Origin of the sequence: Pseudomonas sp. FP1742 (assembly GCF_030687145.1) — a bacterium.
Classification (GTDB): Bacteria; Pseudomonadota; Gammaproteobacteria; order Pseudomonadales; family Pseudomonadaceae; genus Aquipseudomonas; species Aquipseudomonas frederiksbergensis_D.
Window position 1 is genome coordinate 323,336 of record NZ_CP117460.1, and the last position, 15,272, is coordinate 338,607.

Annotated in this window: 15 protein-coding genes; 9 read left to right on the top strand and 6 right to left on the bottom strand. The window is 60.2% G+C overall.

Annotation, left to right across the window (positions count from 1 at the left end; genetic code table 11):
* Window positions 1-4: 4 nt before the first annotated feature.
* Window positions 5-892, bottom strand: a complete 888-nt coding sequence (locus PSH64_RS01400) for a LysR family transcriptional regulator (protein WP_105348739.1) — start codon at window positions 890-892, stop codon at window positions 5-7.
* A gap of 137 nt (window positions 893-1,029) precedes the next feature.
* Here PSH64_RS01400 and lysM point away from each other — a divergent pair, with 137 nt between their 5' ends.
* On the top strand, window positions 1,030-1,470 hold the full coding sequence (lysM, locus tag PSH64_RS01405; protein ID WP_105348741.1) for a peptidoglycan-binding protein LysM: 441 nt from the start codon (window positions 1,030-1,032) through the stop codon (window positions 1,468-1,470).
* 117 nt (window positions 1,471-1,587) lie between these two features.
* Here lysM and yrfG read toward each other — a convergent pair whose 3' ends face one another.
* On the bottom strand, window positions 1,588-2,250 hold the full coding sequence (gene yrfG, locus PSH64_RS01410) for a GMP/IMP nucleotidase (RefSeq protein WP_305479732.1): 663 nt from the start codon (window positions 2,248-2,250) through the stop codon (window positions 1,588-1,590).
* Between the two features lie 90 nt (window positions 2,251-2,340).
* On the opposite strand from yrfG, the gene nudE reads away from it, so the two are divergent.
* Both nudE and cysQ read left to right on the top strand, forming a co-directional pair.
* Window positions 2,341-2,907, top strand: a complete 567-nt coding sequence (gene nudE / locus PSH64_RS01415) for an ADP compounds hydrolase NudE (RefSeq protein ID WP_105348747.1) — start codon at window positions 2,341-2,343, stop codon at window positions 2,905-2,907.
* A gap of 11 nt (window positions 2,908-2,918) precedes the next feature.
* A complete protein-coding gene (cysQ, locus tag PSH64_RS01420; RefSeq protein WP_305479735.1) occupies window positions 2,919-3,746 on the top strand; it encodes a 3'(2'),5'-bisphosphate nucleotidase CysQ in 828 nt (275 codons plus the stop codon).
* Window positions 3,747-3,811: 65 nt separating this feature from the next.
* On the opposite strand, the gene PSH64_RS01425 is transcribed toward cysQ, so the two are convergent.
* The 4 genes from PSH64_RS01425 to rfbC form a co-directional block, all read right to left on the bottom strand.
* The gene (locus PSH64_RS01425; RefSeq protein ID WP_105348752.1) at window positions 3,812-4,267 is read right to left on the bottom strand and encodes a YiiD C-terminal domain-containing protein; all 456 of its coding nucleotides are present in this window, start codon (window positions 4,265-4,267) and stop codon (window positions 3,812-3,814) included.
* Window positions 4,268-4,307: 40 nt separating this feature from the next.
* Window positions 4,308-5,702 (bottom strand): sigma-54 dependent transcriptional regulator, encoded by a 1,395-nt coding sequence (locus PSH64_RS01430; RefSeq protein ID WP_305479737.1) that lies wholly within the window; start codon window positions 5,700-5,702, stop codon window positions 4,308-4,310.
* The gene (locus PSH64_RS01435) at window positions 5,699-7,507 is read right to left on the bottom strand and encodes an ATP-binding protein (protein ID WP_105348757.1); all 1,809 of its coding nucleotides are present in this window, start codon (window positions 7,505-7,507) and stop codon (window positions 5,699-5,701) included. Before PSH64_RS01435 ends, PSH64_RS01430 begins: the two co-directional genes overlap by 4 nt.
* A gap of 106 nt (window positions 7,508-7,613) precedes the next feature.
* Window positions 7,614-8,159 carry a dTDP-4-dehydrorhamnose 3,5-epimerase gene (rfbC, locus tag PSH64_RS01440; RefSeq protein ID WP_305479739.1) on the bottom strand — a complete coding sequence of 182 codons (546 nt, stop codon included), beginning with the start codon at window positions 8,157-8,159 and terminating at the stop codon, window positions 7,614-7,616.
* 179 nt (window positions 8,160-8,338) lie between these two features.
* Between rfbC and PSH64_RS01445 the strand changes: the two genes are divergently transcribed.
* The 6 genes from PSH64_RS01445 to PSH64_RS01470 all read left to right on the top strand — a co-directional run bounded on the left by PSH64_RS01445 (window position 8,339) and on the right by PSH64_RS01470 (window position 15,195).
* Window positions 8,339-11,251: an aminotransferase gene (locus PSH64_RS01445; protein WP_305479740.1), complete on the top strand. Its 2,913-nt coding sequence runs from the start codon at window positions 8,339-8,341 to the stop codon at window positions 11,249-11,251.
* 209 nt (window positions 11,252-11,460) lie between these two features.
* Window positions 11,461-12,339, top strand: coding sequence for an N-carbamoylputrescine amidase (gene aguB, locus PSH64_RS01450; protein ID WP_305479742.1), 879 nt, complete (start codon window positions 11,461-11,463; stop codon window positions 12,337-12,339).
* Window positions 12,340-12,343: 4 nt separating this feature from the next.
* A complete protein-coding gene (gene aguA / locus PSH64_RS01455) occupies window positions 12,344-13,450 on the top strand; it encodes an agmatine deiminase (protein WP_105348767.1) in 1,107 nt (368 codons plus the stop codon).
* A gap of 245 nt (window positions 13,451-13,695) precedes the next feature.
* Window positions 13,696-13,908, top strand: coding sequence for a hypothetical protein (locus PSH64_RS01460; protein WP_030129326.1), 213 nt, complete (start codon window positions 13,696-13,698; stop codon window positions 13,906-13,908).
* A gap of 202 nt (window positions 13,909-14,110) precedes the next feature.
* Window positions 14,111-14,782, top strand: coding sequence for a DsbA family protein (locus PSH64_RS01465; RefSeq protein WP_305479743.1), 672 nt, complete (start codon window positions 14,111-14,113; stop codon window positions 14,780-14,782).
* Between the two features lie 17 nt (window positions 14,783-14,799).
* Window positions 14,800-15,195, top strand: coding sequence for a nuclear transport factor 2 family protein (locus PSH64_RS01470; protein WP_105348772.1), 396 nt, complete (start codon window positions 14,800-14,802; stop codon window positions 15,193-15,195).
* The last annotated feature ends 77 nt before the right edge of the window (window positions 15,196-15,272 follow it).

Here is a 15,272-nt window from a genome sequence, read left to right on the forward strand (position 1 = left end):
TCGATCAAGAGTCTGTCGGTGATTTCTGATAGATCGCGAAACAGGCTTCCGCAAGGGCTGAACGTGGAGCGCTGCGACGCATGATCAACCCCAGCCGGGCGAGGGTCTGGGCGTTTTCGATGGGTTGCAGGCGCAGATCATCGGTAAGGTTTTCGAGGCCGCTGTCCAGAGGCATCACTGCGCAACACAGGCCACCGTGTACTGCTTGTAACAATTGATGGACTGCATCGGTTTGCAGCAACGGCTGCGGGGTCAAGCCACGGCTATGGAAATTATGGTCGATGGACTGGCGAAAATGCATGCCGCTGGTGAGCATGCCCAAGGGCAGTTCAATCAGCGACTCCCAACTCAGTGGCGCCTCGCCGAAACTGAAGAAACGCCGATCATAGAGCAGGCCCATATGTGTTCCGCTGAAAGCCAGGGAGTCGAAACGCTCGCCGTCCAGGCGTTCCAGATAGGAGACGCCGATGTCGAGACGGTTATTCGCCAGTTGTTCAAGGATCTGTTCGGAACTGAGGGCCGAGAGCTCGAAGCGCAGGTTCGGGTGTTCCACGTGCAGGCGTTGCATCAGCGGCACCGGGTCGAAACTCGACAACGGCACCACGCCCAGGCGCAACGTACCCACCAGGTTGCCGCGACAGGCTGCCGCTTCGGCCTGCAAACCGTCATAGGCCGCCAATACCGTACGTGCCCACGCCAGCACCCGCTCGCCGGGGGCGGTGAAACCTTCGAAGCGTTGGCCACGATTGACCAGCGGCAGCTCGAGTTCTTCTTCAAGGCTGCGCAGGCGCATGGACAAAGTCGGCTGGGTGATGTGACAACGCGCGGCGGCCTGGCCGAAGTGGCGGGTTTCGTCTAGAGCGATGAGGAATTTAAGCTGCTTGATGTCCATCTTCGCTCCAGGGCGCCGGCAAGGTTTGCGATTCTACCGCCTGCGCGGGATTGGGTCATTGGTCGGTTGGGGACCGGTCTTCGAACGGCTGGTCTAGGCTTGGGCGTCTGGAACCTAAACCCCAAGGAGAGCGCACCATGAGTATTTTCAGCTTTGTGAAGGAAGCAGGCGAAAAGCTTATCGATCTGCTGACACCCGGCAATGCCAATGCCAGCGAGCAGTTGAAGGAACACATCAGCAAGGTCGGCCTGGGTAACCCGAATGTTCAGGCGACCATCGATGGCGACAGAGTCACCGTCACTGGTGAAGTGGCGAGCCAGGAAGAGAAGGAAAAGATTCTGCTGGCCGTGGGCAACATTGCCGGTGTTGGCAGCGTGGATGACCAGATCACGGTGACCGGCCCGGTAGCAAAGGCTGCCCGTTTCGTTACGGTGAAAAAAGGCGACACCCTAAGCGCGATTTCCAAGGCGGAATACGGCGACGCGAACAAGTACAACAAAATCTTCGAGGCCAACAAGCCAATGCTTTCGCACCCGGACAAGATCTATCCGGGACAGGTGTTGCGGATTCCTGAATAAGGCTTGAGATCGCTATCGCGGGCAAGCCCGCTCCCACAGCAATTGTGTCGTTCGCGAAGGATGCAAACGACACAGACCCTGTGGGAGCGGGCTTGCTCGCGAAGCAGGCAACTCGGTCTAAAGCCCTGCGATGAGCTCCCGATAATCCCCCACCGCCGCAAACTCTGCCGTGTCCTTCGGCCCTTTGCGGCTGTCCGGCTCGCTCACGGCCAGCAAATGCGCCACACCAAAATTGCGTGCGCTGCGCAGGATCGGCAAGGTGTCGTCGATGAACAGACAGCGTGCCGGGTCGAAGCCGATATCGGCCTGCAAAGCATCCCAGAACTGCGGGTCTTCCTTGGCGAAACCGTAATCGTGGGAGCTGATCAAGCGTTCGAAATACGGCGCCAGTTCAATTCGCTCCAGCTTCAATGACAGTGAGTCGCGGTGAGCATTGGTGATCAGCACCACACGCTTGCCGGCCTGTTTGATCGCCGCCAGAAAAGTGTCTGCATCGGGGCGCAGGGCGATCAGGTGCGCGGTTTCCAGTTTCAGCTCGCGCACCGACAGCTTCAGTTCGGTGCTCCAGAAGTCCAGGCAATACCACTGCAACTGACCAGCATGGCGTTCGAACAGTGGCTGCAATTCCATTTCCGCCATGGCGCGGCTCACTCCGTGCAGCTCGGCATAACGCTGTGGCAGGTGCTCCATCCAGAAATGGTTGTCGTAATGCAGGTCCAGCAGTGTGCCGTCCATATCCAGCAGAACGGTATCGATGTCGCGCCAGGGCAGCGGGGACATAAAGAACTTCTCCAGCGGTAAAAAAGATATCCGAGGTAAACAATCAGGATAGGCCGGGTATAGTAACCCGCTTACGCCAAGGAGCTGCCCATGCGCCAGAAACCCACCGTACTCGCCCGCGAGATCGTCGCCACCAGCCGATTATTCTGTGTCGAAGAGCTGAAGCTGCGCTTTTCCAATGGCGTGGAACGTACTTACGAGCGATTGGTCGGCAAAGGCGCCGGTTATGGCGCGGTGATGATCGTGGCGATGCTCGACGCAGACCACGCGGTGCTGGTGGAGGAGTACTGCGGTGGGACCGATGCCTACGAGTTGTCCCTGCCCAAAGGCTTGATCGAGCCGGGCGAAGACGTGCTGGCGGCGGCCGAGCGGGAGCTCAAGGAAGAGGCGGGGTATGGCGCGCGGCAGCTGGAGCATCTGACCGAGTTGTCGTTGTCCCCCGGCTACATGAGCCAGAAGATTCAGGTGGTTCTGGCCACCGATTTGTATGAAGAACGTCTGGAGGGGGACGAGCCCGAGCCGATGGGCGTGGACAAGATCAACCTGCGTGAATTGTCTTCGTTGGCGCAGAACCCGCGATTCACCGAGGGCCGTGCCTTGGCGGCGCTGTATCTGGCCCGGGACTTGTTGAGCCAGCGCGGTATTTTCCAATTATGAGTGAGACGTTCATGACTTTTCCCCATCCGTTGATGGCGCCGGTGGTCGAACTGGCTTTGAAGGCTGGCGAGGCGATCCTGCCGTTCTGGCGCGTCAACGTTGCCGTGACAGCAAAGTCCGATGATTCGCCGGTCACGGCTGCCGACATGGCCGCTCACCATGTGATTCTGGCCGGGCTGACGGCGCTGGACCCGAGTATTCCAGTGCTGTCCGAAGAGGACGCCAACATCCCCCGGAGCGTGCGTGCCGGCTGGCAGCGCTGGTGGCTGGTCGACCCGCTGGACGGGACCAAGGAGTTCATCTCCGGCAGCGAAGAGTTCACCGTCAACATTGCGCTGATCGAGCAGGGACGTGTGGTGTTCGGCGTGGTGTCGATGCCGACCAACGGGCGTTTTTATGTCGGCGGTGCCGGGTTGGGTGCCTGGCGCGGCGATAAAGGTGCCGAGCCGTTGCCGATTCAGGTTCGTGAGGTTCCGGCTGCGGGTGAAGCTTTCACGGTGGTCGCCAGTCGTCGGCATTCGAGCCCTGAGCAGGAGCGATTGCTCGCGGGGCTGAGCGACAGCCTGGGTGAGCTGCAACTGGCGAATATCGGCAGCTCGCTGAAGTTTTGCCTGCTGGCTGAAGGGGCGGCGGATTGTTATCCGCGATTGGCGCCGACTTCGCAGTGGGACACGGCCGCGGCTCAAGGTGTACTGGAAGGCGCGGGTGGTGAGGTACTGGATTTGAGCGGCGCGCCGTTCTGCTATCCGGCGCGGGAATCGTTGCTGAATGAGTTCTTCCTGGCGCTGCCGGCTAAAGCGGCATGGCGGGAGAAGCTATTGGCGCTCGCTCGTTCCTGAGCACGCCGAACTTCTGTGAGATCGTTCCCACGTTCTGCGTGGGAACGATCAATTGGCCCTGGTTCCTAGCGGTGCAGTACGTACTGCCCCACGAACCTCACCGCATCCTCATCACTCCCGGCATTCACGATCCGCGAATGCAGCGTCAACCGCGCTCGCCCATAGCGTCGATACATCGCCAGGAACTTCCTCCACACTGCTGCATTCGGCGCCTGGCAAATCGCTGTCGCGTCCATGGTGACCGGCAGCGGGTAGTTGATCTGCCCTTCCTGAATCACGATGTGCCCGTCTTCGATACCTTCTTCACGCAAACGCAAATGCAGCCAGCCCCAGCCGGCCAGTACCGCGCCGCAATACAGGCTGCCACCGAACATGGTGCTCTTGTGATTGACGTTGGGCTCCAGCGGCAAGTGCAGGCGCAGTTGCTGGTCGTGCCAGTCGAGCACTTTGAGGCCCATGTCCCGGGTGAGGGGGATGTCGCGATAGAGGATTGATTCCAGGTGACGACTGTCGCGGTTCATTCGTGGGCCCTTTGTTTGAAGAGGGTGATTTTACGGTAGCTCAATCGAGGTCGTCGGTATGGCTGCTGGCGCCACCGTCGGCGAAGTTCAGGCCATGTTTGCGCAGTTTGTCATGCAAGGTTTTACGCGGAATGCCGAGCGCTTCGGCGAGGCTGCGCACGGAACTGTGGGAGCGTGCCAGTTCGGCGGCAATCAGGCTCTTCTCGAAGTTCTCGACTTGCTCGCTCAAACCGCCGCTGACCACTTCAACTGGGGTGCTGACACCGCCATCCGGCGCGCTGTTGTCCAGGGCCAGTTCCAGGCCCAGGGCAAAGCGTTCGGCGGCATTCTGCAGTTCCCGCACGTTGCCTGGCCAAGTGTGGCGCAGCAGTAGCGCCCGTTGCCCCGGTTGCAATTCGTGGGGCGGCAAGCCGTGGCGGGCACTGGCTTCATCGGCGAAATGCTGGAACAGCACCAGCGCATCTTCGCCCCGCTCACGCAACGGCGGAATGCGCAACGGCGCGACGTTCAGCCGGTAATACAGGTCGGCACGGAAGCGCCCCTGGTCGGCGGATTGCCGCAGGTCTTCCTTGGTCGCGGCGATGATGCGGATGTCCAGCGGGATCAGTTGGTTGCCGCCCAGGCGCTCGACGACCCGCTCTTGCAGCAAGCGCAGCAATTTCACCTGCACGTCCAGGCTCATGCTTTCGATTTCATCAAGGAACAACGTGCCGCCATTGGCGAATTCGAACTTGCCGATTCGGCGCTTCTGCGCGCCGGTAAATGCACCGGGTTCGTGACCGAACAGCTCGCTTTCCACTACCGACTCCGCCAGGGCTCCGGCGTTGATTGCCACGAACGGGCCGTTACGCCGACTCGACAAATCGTGCAGCGCCCGGGCCACGACTTCTTTGCCCGCACCGGTCTCACCGAGGATCAGCACGTCGGCCTTGGTCGCCGCCAGTGCCCCGATCTGCTCGCGCAGGCGCAGCATCGGCGCCGATTGCCCGACCAGTCGGGCGCTCAGTTCGTTGCGATCGCTCAGGGCTAGGCGCAGGCTGCGGTTGTCCAGCACCAGGCGGCGCAGGGCCAGGGCACGGCGCACGCTGTCGAGCAGGGCGTCGCTGGCGAAAGGTTTTTCCAGAAAGTCATAAGCCCCGGCGCGCATGGCCTGTACGGCCAGCGGCACATCGCCGTGGCCGGTGATCAGCAGTACGGGCAGCTCCGGGTCCAGGGCGTGGAGTTCGGTCAGCAGTTCGATACCGTCCATGCCGGGCATTCGGATGTCGCTGACCACCACGCCCGGCCAATCGCGTTCCAGTTGCCCGGCCAGGCCATTGGCTTCAGCGAGTGGCAGGATCTTCAGGCCGGCCAGGTCCAGGGTCTGGCTCAGGGCCTGGCGCAGGTGGGGATCGTCGTCGATCAACACGACCTGGATGCGGTTGTCGATGGTCATGCACTTCGGTCCTCGGACGGTTGCAGGCTCACGCCCGGTGCGCCTGCGCGCAACTTCAGGGTAATCAGGGCGCCCCCTTCCTTGTGGTTGGAGAACGACAGTTCACCACCGAAGGCGCGCATCAGTGTGTCGCAGATCGCCAACCCCAGGCCAAGCCCCTGAGTGCGGGTCTTGGTGGTGTAGAAGGGCTCGCCGGCACGACCCAGCGCTTCCAGGCAGAACCCGGGGCCGTTGTCGCGAATGTACAGATTGACGCCGTCGGCGGTGGATTGGGCACTCAACCAGAGTTTACGCGGCGGGCCTTTTTCCGTCAGCGCATCGAGGGCATTGGCCAGCAGATTGCCGAGAACCTGGCGCAGACGGGTTTCCCCGGCTTCGACCCACAGGGTGGCGGCCGGCAGGTCGCGGATCAGCTCGACTTCCATGCTGCGCCGACGCTTGGCCAGTAACGCCAGGGCATCGTCCAGCGCCGGTTGCAGGGCCACGCTTTCCGGGGCGTGGCGATCACGCCGGGCGAAGGCGCGCAGGTGAGCGATGATCGAGGCCATGCGCCCGGTCAGTTCGCTGATCAGCTTGAGGTTGCCGCGAGCGTCCTCGGTGCGCTGGTGATCGAGCAGCACTTCGGCGTTTTCCGCGTAGCTGCGGATGGCCGCCAGCGGTTGGTTGAGTTCGTGGCTGATGCTCGCCGACATCGTCCCCAGCGCCGAGAGCTTGCCGGCCTGTACCAGGTCGTCCTGAGCGCGCACCAATTCCTGCTGGGCGTGTTCGCGCTCCAGCACTTCCTGTTTCAGTCGACGGTTGAGGCCCTCGAGGTCGCTGGTCCGTTCGGCGACCCGGCCTTCCAGTTCCTGGCGGGCCTTGGCTTCGAAGGCAATCCGGTCAAGGTAATGGCGTCGGCGTTGCATCATCAGGCCGAGCAGCAGCATCAATACCAGCAGCGTTGCGCCGCCGATGGCCACGACCGTGCGCACGGGGCGGTCGATCAGGGTGCGCGGAGCAAGGATACTGACGCTCCAGCCGGTTTCTTCGATCTGCCGGGTTTGGGTCAGCCAGGCATTGGGGTCAAGACTCAACGGCTTTGGATCGCGGGTTGGATAGGGTTGAATCGCGGCGACTGCCTTGTTCTCTTCATCGCTCAATGGACGGGTCGAGCGGAAACGCCACTCTGGCCGCGACGTGAGGATGACCACACCGTTATGGTCGGTGACCAATAGTTGTTCCGGGGTTTTGCCCCAGAGGCTTTCGGTGTGATCGAGATCGACCTTGACCACCAATACACCGATGATTTTTTCGCGATCACGTACCGCTGCGGCAAAGAAGTAGCCGCGCTTGGCCGAGGTGGTACCCAGGCCGAAGAAACGCCCCAGGCGCCCGGCCATGGCTTCACTGAAATAAGGGCGGAAGGCGAAATTACGGCCGACGAAACTGTCGTGTTTGTCCCAGTTGGAGGCGGCCAATGTCTTGCCTGTGGCGTCCATCAGGTACATGACTTCGGCGCCGGTCTGGGCACAGATGTTCTTCAACAGACGATTGGCATTGCCTTGCACCACGCCCTCGTCGGGGGTGGCCAATGTCGCGCGCAGGGCGGGCAGCTCACCGAGAATCTGCGGCAACACTTCATAACGGTGCAGGGTGCCCAGCAGGTTGGCGACGTAGAGATCGAGGGTCTGGCGGTTCTGCCCGGCCAGTTCACTGCGGTAGTAACGCTCGGCCAGATGCTGCAGCGGCCACAGCAAGGGCGCCAGACACAGCGCAAGCAGGGCCAGGCTGCGCCAGCGGGGTCTGCGGGGGAGGGTCGTATTCATGAGCAGCGAGCGCCTGTGGGTACAGACGCATTATGCCTAGGCTTACGGGCGCAGTCTGCGCGCCCTGGATCAAGTGCACGCTGGCGGTGAAAATTCAGACAGCAACTCAGGAAAAGACTTCAGCGTCCTTGAAGAACGCGGCGGATTGATCCTTGGCCGACAGTTGCGGTGCTTCGTCCAACTGCCAGTCGATGTCCAGGTCCGGGTCGTCCCAGCGAATGCTGCGCTCGGCTGACGGGGTGTAGTAGTCGGTGGTTTTGTAGAGAAATTCGGCGAACTCGCTCAGTACCACGAAACCATGGGCAAAACCCTCCGGTACCCAGAGTTGACGATGGTTGTCGGCAGACAGGCGCACCGCGACCCATTTGCCGAAATGCGGCGAGCTGCGGCGAATGTCCACTGCCACGTCGAGGACTTCACCAGCGGTGACGCGGACCAGTTTGCCCTGAGTGTTTTCCAGCTGATAGTGCAAGCCGCGCAGTACGCCTTTTTGCGAGCGGGAATGGTTGTCCTGAACAAATTGGGTGTTCAGCCCGGTTGCTTCTTCGAAAGCCTTGGCGTTGAAGCTTTCATAGAAGAAGCCGCGCTCATCACCAAATACCTTGGGTTCGATGATCAGAACACCGGGCAGGTCGGTGGTGACTACATTCATGGTGTTTCTCCAGCAATAGGCGTTGATGGCCGACATTCTTACGCAAAGTGGCGGTGGGTGCGAGTAGTGCAGTGAAGAGAGTTGTTCGGGCATTTGATCCGCGCCAACCAGGGAGGGGGTTGCGTATCGCCCCCGGCAGTGGCGATATAAGCGCCTAATAAAATTTCAGGGGTCATTGTATGCCGCTCGCCACGTTGATTCACCGCACCAGTCTGCCCAGCCCGCAGGTGTCTGTGGCGCAAGCGCTAGAACTGTTGGAAGAACATTACGGGCTGAGCGGACGGTTGCAGGCCCTGGGCAGCCAGCAGGATCTCAACTACCGGGTCGACAGCGATCAGGGACGTTTCGTCCTGAAAATCTGCCGTGGCGATTACTCGGTGCTGGAGCTGCAAGCCCAACACGCCGGTCTCAAGCATCTGGCTGAACACGCCGCCGTGCCGGTGCCGCGAGTGATCCCGGCGATAAACGGCGCAGATTTGCTCTCTCTCGATGTCGGCGGTCAAGCGGTGCATGTACGTCTGCTCGATTACATCGACGGCCAATCCCTCACGCACCTCGATCATCTGAGCCAGACAGTGGTCGCCGGTTTCGGCCGGCTCTGCGGCGAGATGGACTTGGCACTGGCCGATTTCGACCATCCTGGCCTTGAGCGCACCCTTCAATGGGATGCCCGCCACGCCAATGCGTTGATCGCGCATTTGTTGCCGGTGATCAAGGATGACCAGCAACGCAAGCGGATTGCTGATGCGGCCGAACAGGCTGAGCGCCATTTGCAGCCCTTGGTGGATAAGCTGCCGGTGCAGGCGATTCACATGGACATCACCGACGACAACGTGGTCTGGCAGCGGGATTCGCAGCGCCAATGGCAGTTGCAGGGCGTGATCGATTTCGGCGACCTGGTCCGTACCTGGCGGATCACCGACCTGTCGGTGACCTGTGCCGCGCTGCTGCACCATGCCGATGGCGATCCGTTCTACATTTTGCCGGCGGTTCGGGCTTATCACGCGGTCAATCCGTTGCAACATGAAGAATTGCTGGCGCTCTGGCCGCTGATCGTTGCCCGCTCGGCGGTGTTGGTGCTCAGTGGCGAACAGCAGGTCAGCATCGATCCGGGCAATGACTACAGTCGCGACAACCTGACCCACGAGCGGGAGATTTTCCGCGTTGCCACATCGGTGCCGTTGGCGTTGATGGAGGCAGCGATTCTGGCCGCGGTCGGTCAAGGCCTGCCGGGTATCGCCAGCGAAGGTTTTGCGCCCTTGTTGCCGAGTCTGGTGGGGCGTGAGTTTGCCTTGATCGATCTGGGCGTGCTCAGCCCGCACTTCGAAGCGGGTAACTGGGAGCAGGAGGGGATCGACCAGCGTCTGTTGACCGAAGCTGCTGCGGCTCATGGTCTGGCGGCCAGTCGTTATGGGCAATATCGTCTGTCTCGCACCCAACCGGACAGCGCCACTGAACCGGCCACTTGCCCTCTGCACGTCGAGTTGCGAGTGCCCTACGGCACGGCGGTCGAATCGCCGTTTGCCGGAGTGGTTCATCAGCCGGCGGCGGGTGTACTGCAACTGGATGGCCCACAACTGAGTGTGCGGTTATGGGGGGTGACGCCGTCGCTGCACGCGGGCGCGGCGCTGGTCAAAGGCCAGGTGCTGGGCGAGGTCAGCGGGCCGTTGATCGTGCAGTTGTGTCGAAGCGCTCAGCTCGACGCGCCGTTGTTTTGCACACCTTCACGCGCCGCCGCCTGGCAGGCGTTGTGCCCGTCGCCAGCTGCGTTGCTGGGCCTGGCCTGCGATGCAGAAGAAGAACTCGACCCGCAGACGTTGCTGGCCCGCCGCGATGCCAGTTTTGCCCGATCCCAGAAGCATTATTACGTCGACCCGCCGCGCATCGAGCGTGGCTGGCGCAATCACCTGATCGACATGCAGGGCCGCTCCTACCTCGACATGCTCAACAACGTCGCGGTACTGGGGCATGGCCATCCACGCATGGCCGCCGTCGCCGGCCGTCAATGGTCGTTGCTCAATACCAACTCGCGTTTTCACTACGCAGCGATTGCCGAATTTTCCGAGCGTTTGCTGAAGCTGGCACCGGACAACATGGACCGGGTATTTCTGGTCAACAGCGGCACCGAGGCCAATGACCTGGCGATTCGGCTGGCCTGGGCTTATAGCGGCGGTCGCGACATGCTCAGTGTGCTGGAGGCGTACCACGGCTGGTCGGTGGCGGCGGATGCCGTCTCGACTTCGATTGCCGACAACCCCAAGGCCTTGAGCAGCCGTCCCGATTGGGTGCATCCGGTGACCGCGCCGAATACCTATCGCGGCGAATTCCGTGGTCCGGACAGTGCGCCGGACTACGTGCGCAGCGTCGAACACAACCTGGCGAAAATCGCCGGGCAGAAACGCCAGCTCGCCGGTTTTATCTGCGAGCCTGTGTACGGCAATGCCGGCGGTATCTCGCTGCCACCGGGCTATTTGAAGCAAGTCTATGCATTGGTGCGGGCGCAGGGCGGGGTGTGCATCGCCGATGAGGTGCAGGTCGGTTACGGCCGCATGGGCAAATTCTTCTGGGGCTTCGAAGAGCAGGGCGTGGTGCCGGACATCATCACCATGGCCAAAGGCATGGGTAACGGCCAGCCGTTGGGTGCGGTCATCACCCGCCGGGAAATCGCTGAAGCGCTGGAGGCCGAGGGTTACTTCTTCTCGTCGGCCGGTGGCAGCCCGGTCAGTTGCCGGATCGGCATGGCGGTGCTGGATGTGATGGAAGAAGAAAAACTCTGGGAAAATGCCCAGGTTGTGGGCGGGTACTTCAAGGAACGTCTTGAAGCCTTGATCGACCGGCATCCGTTGGTGGGGGCGGTACATGGTTCCGGCTTCTATCTGGGTGTGGAGTTGATCCGTAATCGCGAAACCCTTGAACCGGCGACCGAAGAAACCACGGCGTTGTGCGATCGCCTTCGTGAGTTGGGGATTTTCATGCAGCCGACGGGTGATCACCTGAATATCCTCAAGATCAAACCGCCGATGGTCACGTCGCGGCAGAGCGTGGATTTCTTTGTGGACATGCTGTCGAAGGTGCTGGGCGAAGGTTTGTAGGCAGCTCGTAGAGGTTGAGAATGTCGATTGTTATCGGGAATTTTTGATGTTATTTCAAAGCTGTGAGTATTTATAGCTTTTAAAGTCGATTTTTATCGGCTATAAAGTCGCCACTGCCCACGGTGTGGACAAACCACGCCCGGTGATTCCCGTTTCTGTCATCGGTCGATGCCACACTGACCCTCAAGCACTTGCCCAGGAGATGATTCATGAGCCGTATCGTTACCATCGCCGCTACCCAGATGGCTTGTTCCTGGGACCTTGAAGCCAACATCGAGACCGCTGAAAAGCTGGTCCGTGAGGCCGCGGCGAAAGGCGCGCAAATCATCCTGATCCAGGAGCTGTTCGAGGCTCCGTACTTCTGCCAGAAGCCGAACCCGGACTACCTGCAACTGGCCACGACGGTCGAAGACAACGTTGCCATCAAGCACTTCCAGAAAGTCGCCAAAGAACTGCAAGTGGTGCTGCCGATCAGCTTCTATGAACTGGCTGGCCGCGCACGTTTCAACAGCATCGCGATCATCGATGCCGACGGCAGCAACCTCGGGATTTATCGTAAAAGCCACATCCCGGATGGCCCTGGCTACCACGAAAAGTACTACTTCAACCCGGGCGATACCGGTTTCAAAGTCTGGAATACCCGTTACGCGAAAATCGGCGTGGGCATCTGCTGGGATCAGTGGTTCCCCGAGTGCGCCCGCAGCATGGCGCTGCAAGGCGCGGAAATTCTGTTCTACCCGACCGCCATCGGCAGTGAGCCGCACGACAAGACCATTTCGTCCCGCGACCACTGGCAGCGTGTGCAACAGGGCCATGCCGGCGCCAACCTGATGCCCGTGATCGCCAGCAACCGCATCGGTAACGAAGAGCAGGACGGCTACGACATTACCTTCTACGGCTCGTCGTTCATCGCCAACCAGTTTGGCGAGAAAGTCCAAGAGCTGAACGAAACCGAAGAAGGCATTCTGGTTCACAGCTTCGACCTCGATGAGCTGGAGCACATTCGCAGCGCCTGGGGTTCGTTCCGTGACCGTCGTCCGAACCTGTACGGCGCGATCAAAACCCTCGACGGTATTCTGGAGTCCTGAAGCCATGACCACTTTGAACAGCACCCCTCGCGCCGACGGCTTTTACATGCCCGCCGAATGGGCGCCACAGACCCAGACCTGGATGGTCTGGCCCGAACGCCCGGATAACTGGCGCCTGGGTGGCAAACCGGCGCAAGCGGCGCACGTTGCGGTGGCCAAAGCCATCGCGCGTTTCGAGCCAGTGACCGTGGCGGTATCCGCTGGCCAGTATGAAAATGCCCGTGCCCGTCTGGACGTGCCGAATATTCGTGTAGTGGAAATGTCCAGCGATGACGCCTGGGTCCGGGATACCGGCCCGACGTTTGTCATCAACAACCGCGGCGAAGTCCGGGGTGTGGACTGGGACTTCAATGCCTGGGGCGGTTTCGACGGTGGTTTGTATTCGCCGTGGAACCGCGATTCGCAGGTGGCGGGCAAGATCCTCGAAATCGAGCGCAGCCCGCGCTACCGCACCGAGGGCTTCGTGCTCGAAGGCGGTTCGATTCATGTCGACGGCGAAGGCACCCTGATCACCACCGAGGAATGCCTGCTCAACCGCAATCGCAACCCACACATGGACCGTGCGCAAATCGAAGCGGTGCTCAGCGCGAATCTGGCTGTGGATAAGATCATCTGGCTGCCGGATGGCTTGTTCAACGACGAAACCGACGGTCATGTGGATAACTTCTGCTGCTACGTGCGTCCGGGTGAAGTGCTGCTGGCCTGGACCGACGACCCGCAGGACCCGAATTATCCGCGCTGCCAGGCGGCCATGAACGTGCTGCAAAACAGCACCGATGCCAAGGGTCGCCCGTTCACGGTGCACAAAATGCCGATTCCGGGGCCGCTGTATGCGACCGAAGAAGAGTGTGCAGGTGTCGATCCGGTGGACGGCACTCAGGAGCGCAATCCGACCGTTCGTCTGGCTGGTTCCTATGTGAATTTCCTGATCGTCAACGGCGGCATCATCGCGCCGAGCTTCGATGACCCGCTGGACGGCCCGGCCAAAGAGATATTGCAGAGCTTGTTCCCGCAACACGAAGTGGTCATGGTGCCGGGTCGCGAACTGTTACTGGGGGGCGGTAACATTCATTGCCTTACCCAACAACAGCCCGCGCCGCACAAGGAGTGAGTGAGGTCGTAACAGCTTGGGTCGTTTGAAAAAACGATTAAGCAACGATTTAGCCTCGTCGCTTCACAGGAAGCCCGCAGCCCGTCAGGACTGCGGGCTTTTTTGTATCCACTTATCGACACTTCGAAAACATTGGCACAGCTCTTGTATCTTCGATGGCGCAACACGGGGAGGGAGAGAACTTCGATGTTCTGTCATAAACCTTGGATAAGTTAGCCGCTCACAAACCAGGAGAGAGCGCTGAGATGAACGCCGAAATGAATGTCGTGAGCGAGCGGGCACTGCATCCCCTGGCAGTTAACAGCGAATCGCTCCAGGTCCTGGCGCAATGGTTAAAGTCCAATGGAACGCGTCAGATCAGAGAACCTGATCCGCGCCGGATGATGATCGAGCGCTACCCCGCTGGTTTATTCAGCGAGGCGGAACTGGAAGCATTGTGGGATGTGATGGAAGGATAAGAAGAAAAACAACGGATTGATAAAAGCGCTGCCGGGAAGGCGGCGCTTTTTTATGCCCGTCGCAAAAGTGCGCGCCTGCAAGATGAGGGTCATTCGACCGATTCTTGAAACAGACTGAAATCGATTCCGGCGTTTTTCCAAAACGATCTGAGTATTAGTCTGCCGGCATTGAGTTTTCCTACTTTGTTGCCGGAGTCTTCCCATGACCCTTCACTACATTTACGACCCATTGTGCGGTTGGTGCTACGGCGCCAAACCATTGGTGCAGGCCGCCCAAGCCGTGTTGCCCGTAATCGCCCACGGTGGCGGCATGATGAGCGGTACCAATCGCCAGAGCGTTTCGCCACAACTGCGCAATTACGTCATGCCCCACGACCGACGTATCGCCGAGTACACCGGCCAACCGTTTGGCGAGGCATATTTTGAGGGCTTGCTGCGTGATGAAACGGCGGTGTTCGATTCCACGCCACCGATTGCCGCCGTGCTGGCAGCCGAGCAGATCGCCGGGCGCGGACTGGAGTTGCTGGGGTGTTTGCAGACGGCTCATTACGTGGAAGGTCGACGCATCGCTGACGAGGCTGTTTTGCTTGAACTCGCCGCTCAGACAGGTCTTGAACCCGAGGCTTTCCAGCAGGCATTTAGTGCAGCCGATACCGATCGCCATATCAAGGACAGCCGCGCACTCTTGGCCCGTGTCGGCGGTCAGGGCTTCCCGACCTTTGCACTGGAACAGGATGGCCGGTTCACCCTGGTCGATATCGGCCCTTGGCTCGGCAAGCCGCAAGCCTTCGCCCAATGGTTGAACCAGTCGGTTGCGGCAAAAGACTCTTCATCTGCGTTTCAAGCCTGTGGCCTCGACGGCTGCGCCCATTGAATTCATCTGGAGTCACCATGGATAACCTGAGCCTGATCAAAAGCACCTACGAAGGCGCCAATTCCCAGGAGAATGCGCGCAACACCGCAGAGGCCCTGGCCGATGATGCCCGTTGGACTGAAGCGGCGGGTTTCCCCTACGCCGGCACCTACATCGGTTTCGACGCTATCGTCGAAAATGTCTTCAAGCGCCTGGCCACCGAGTGGGAAGATTTTCAGTTCAAGGTCGAAAACTATGTCGCTCAGGGCGACAAGGTATTTGCCTACGGTAATTACAGCGGCATCTACAAAGCCACCGGCCGCGCGATGAATGTCCGGGTCGCGCATTTGTGGACTCTGGCCGACGGCAAAGTCACCCATTTCGAGCAATTCGTCGACAGCCATACCGTGCAGTTGGCTATCGCTGACAAGTGATTTCTTAGACGATTTTCGCCTATTTACAGACGATTCACGAAATTGACACATCATTAAGGGCGCAGATAGGATGCGCC

What these genes read in the sequence shown, in the direction of transcription:
- nudE (WP_105348747.1), top strand. Translation starts at nt 2,341, where the DNA reads ATGCGCCAGAAACCCACCGTACTCGCCCGCGAGATCGTCGCCACCAGC.
- yrfG (WP_305479732.1), bottom strand. Translation starts at nt 2,250, where the DNA reads ATGTCCCCGCTGCCCTGGCGCGACATCGATACCGTTCTGCTGGATATG.
- PSH64_RS01425 (WP_105348752.1), bottom strand. Translation starts at nt 4,267, where the DNA reads ATGAACCGCGACAGTCGTCACCTGGAATCAATCCTCTATCGCGACATC.
- PSH64_RS01465 (WP_305479743.1), top strand. Translation starts at nt 14,111, where the DNA reads ATGACCCTTCACTACATTTACGACCCATTGTGCGGTTGGTGCTACGGC.
- rfbC (WP_305479739.1), bottom strand. Translation starts at nt 8,159, where the DNA reads ATGAATGTAGTCACCACCGACCTGCCCGGTGTTCTGATCATCGAACCC.
- PSH64_RS01400 (WP_105348739.1), bottom strand. Translation starts at nt 892, where the DNA reads ATGGACATCAAGCAGCTTAAATTCCTCATCGCTCTAGACGAAACCCGC.
- PSH64_RS01445 (WP_305479740.1), top strand. Translation starts at nt 8,339, where the DNA reads ATGCCGCTCGCCACGTTGATTCACCGCACCAGTCTGCCCAGCCCGCAG.
- PSH64_RS01470 (WP_105348772.1), top strand. Translation starts at nt 14,800, where the DNA reads ATGGATAACCTGAGCCTGATCAAAAGCACCTACGAAGGCGCCAATTCC.
- lysM (WP_105348741.1), top strand. Translation starts at nt 1,030, where the DNA reads ATGAGTATTTTCAGCTTTGTGAAGGAAGCAGGCGAAAAGCTTATCGAT.
- aguA (WP_105348767.1), top strand. Translation starts at nt 12,344, where the DNA reads ATGACCACTTTGAACAGCACCCCTCGCGCCGACGGCTTTTACATGCCC.
- PSH64_RS01435 (WP_105348757.1), bottom strand. Translation starts at nt 7,507, where the DNA reads ATGAATACGACCCTCCCCCGCAGACCCCGCTGGCGCAGCCTGGCCCTG.
- cysQ (WP_305479735.1), top strand. Translation starts at nt 2,919, where the DNA reads ATGACTTTTCCCCATCCGTTGATGGCGCCGGTGGTCGAACTGGCTTTG.
- PSH64_RS01430 (WP_305479737.1), bottom strand. Translation starts at nt 5,702, where the DNA reads ATGACCATCGACAACCGCATCCAGGTCGTGTTGATCGACGACGATCCC.
- PSH64_RS01460 (WP_030129326.1), top strand. Translation starts at nt 13,696, where the DNA reads ATGAACGCCGAAATGAATGTCGTGAGCGAGCGGGCACTGCATCCCCTG.
- aguB (WP_305479742.1), top strand. Translation starts at nt 11,461, where the DNA reads ATGAGCCGTATCGTTACCATCGCCGCTACCCAGATGGCTTGTTCCTGG.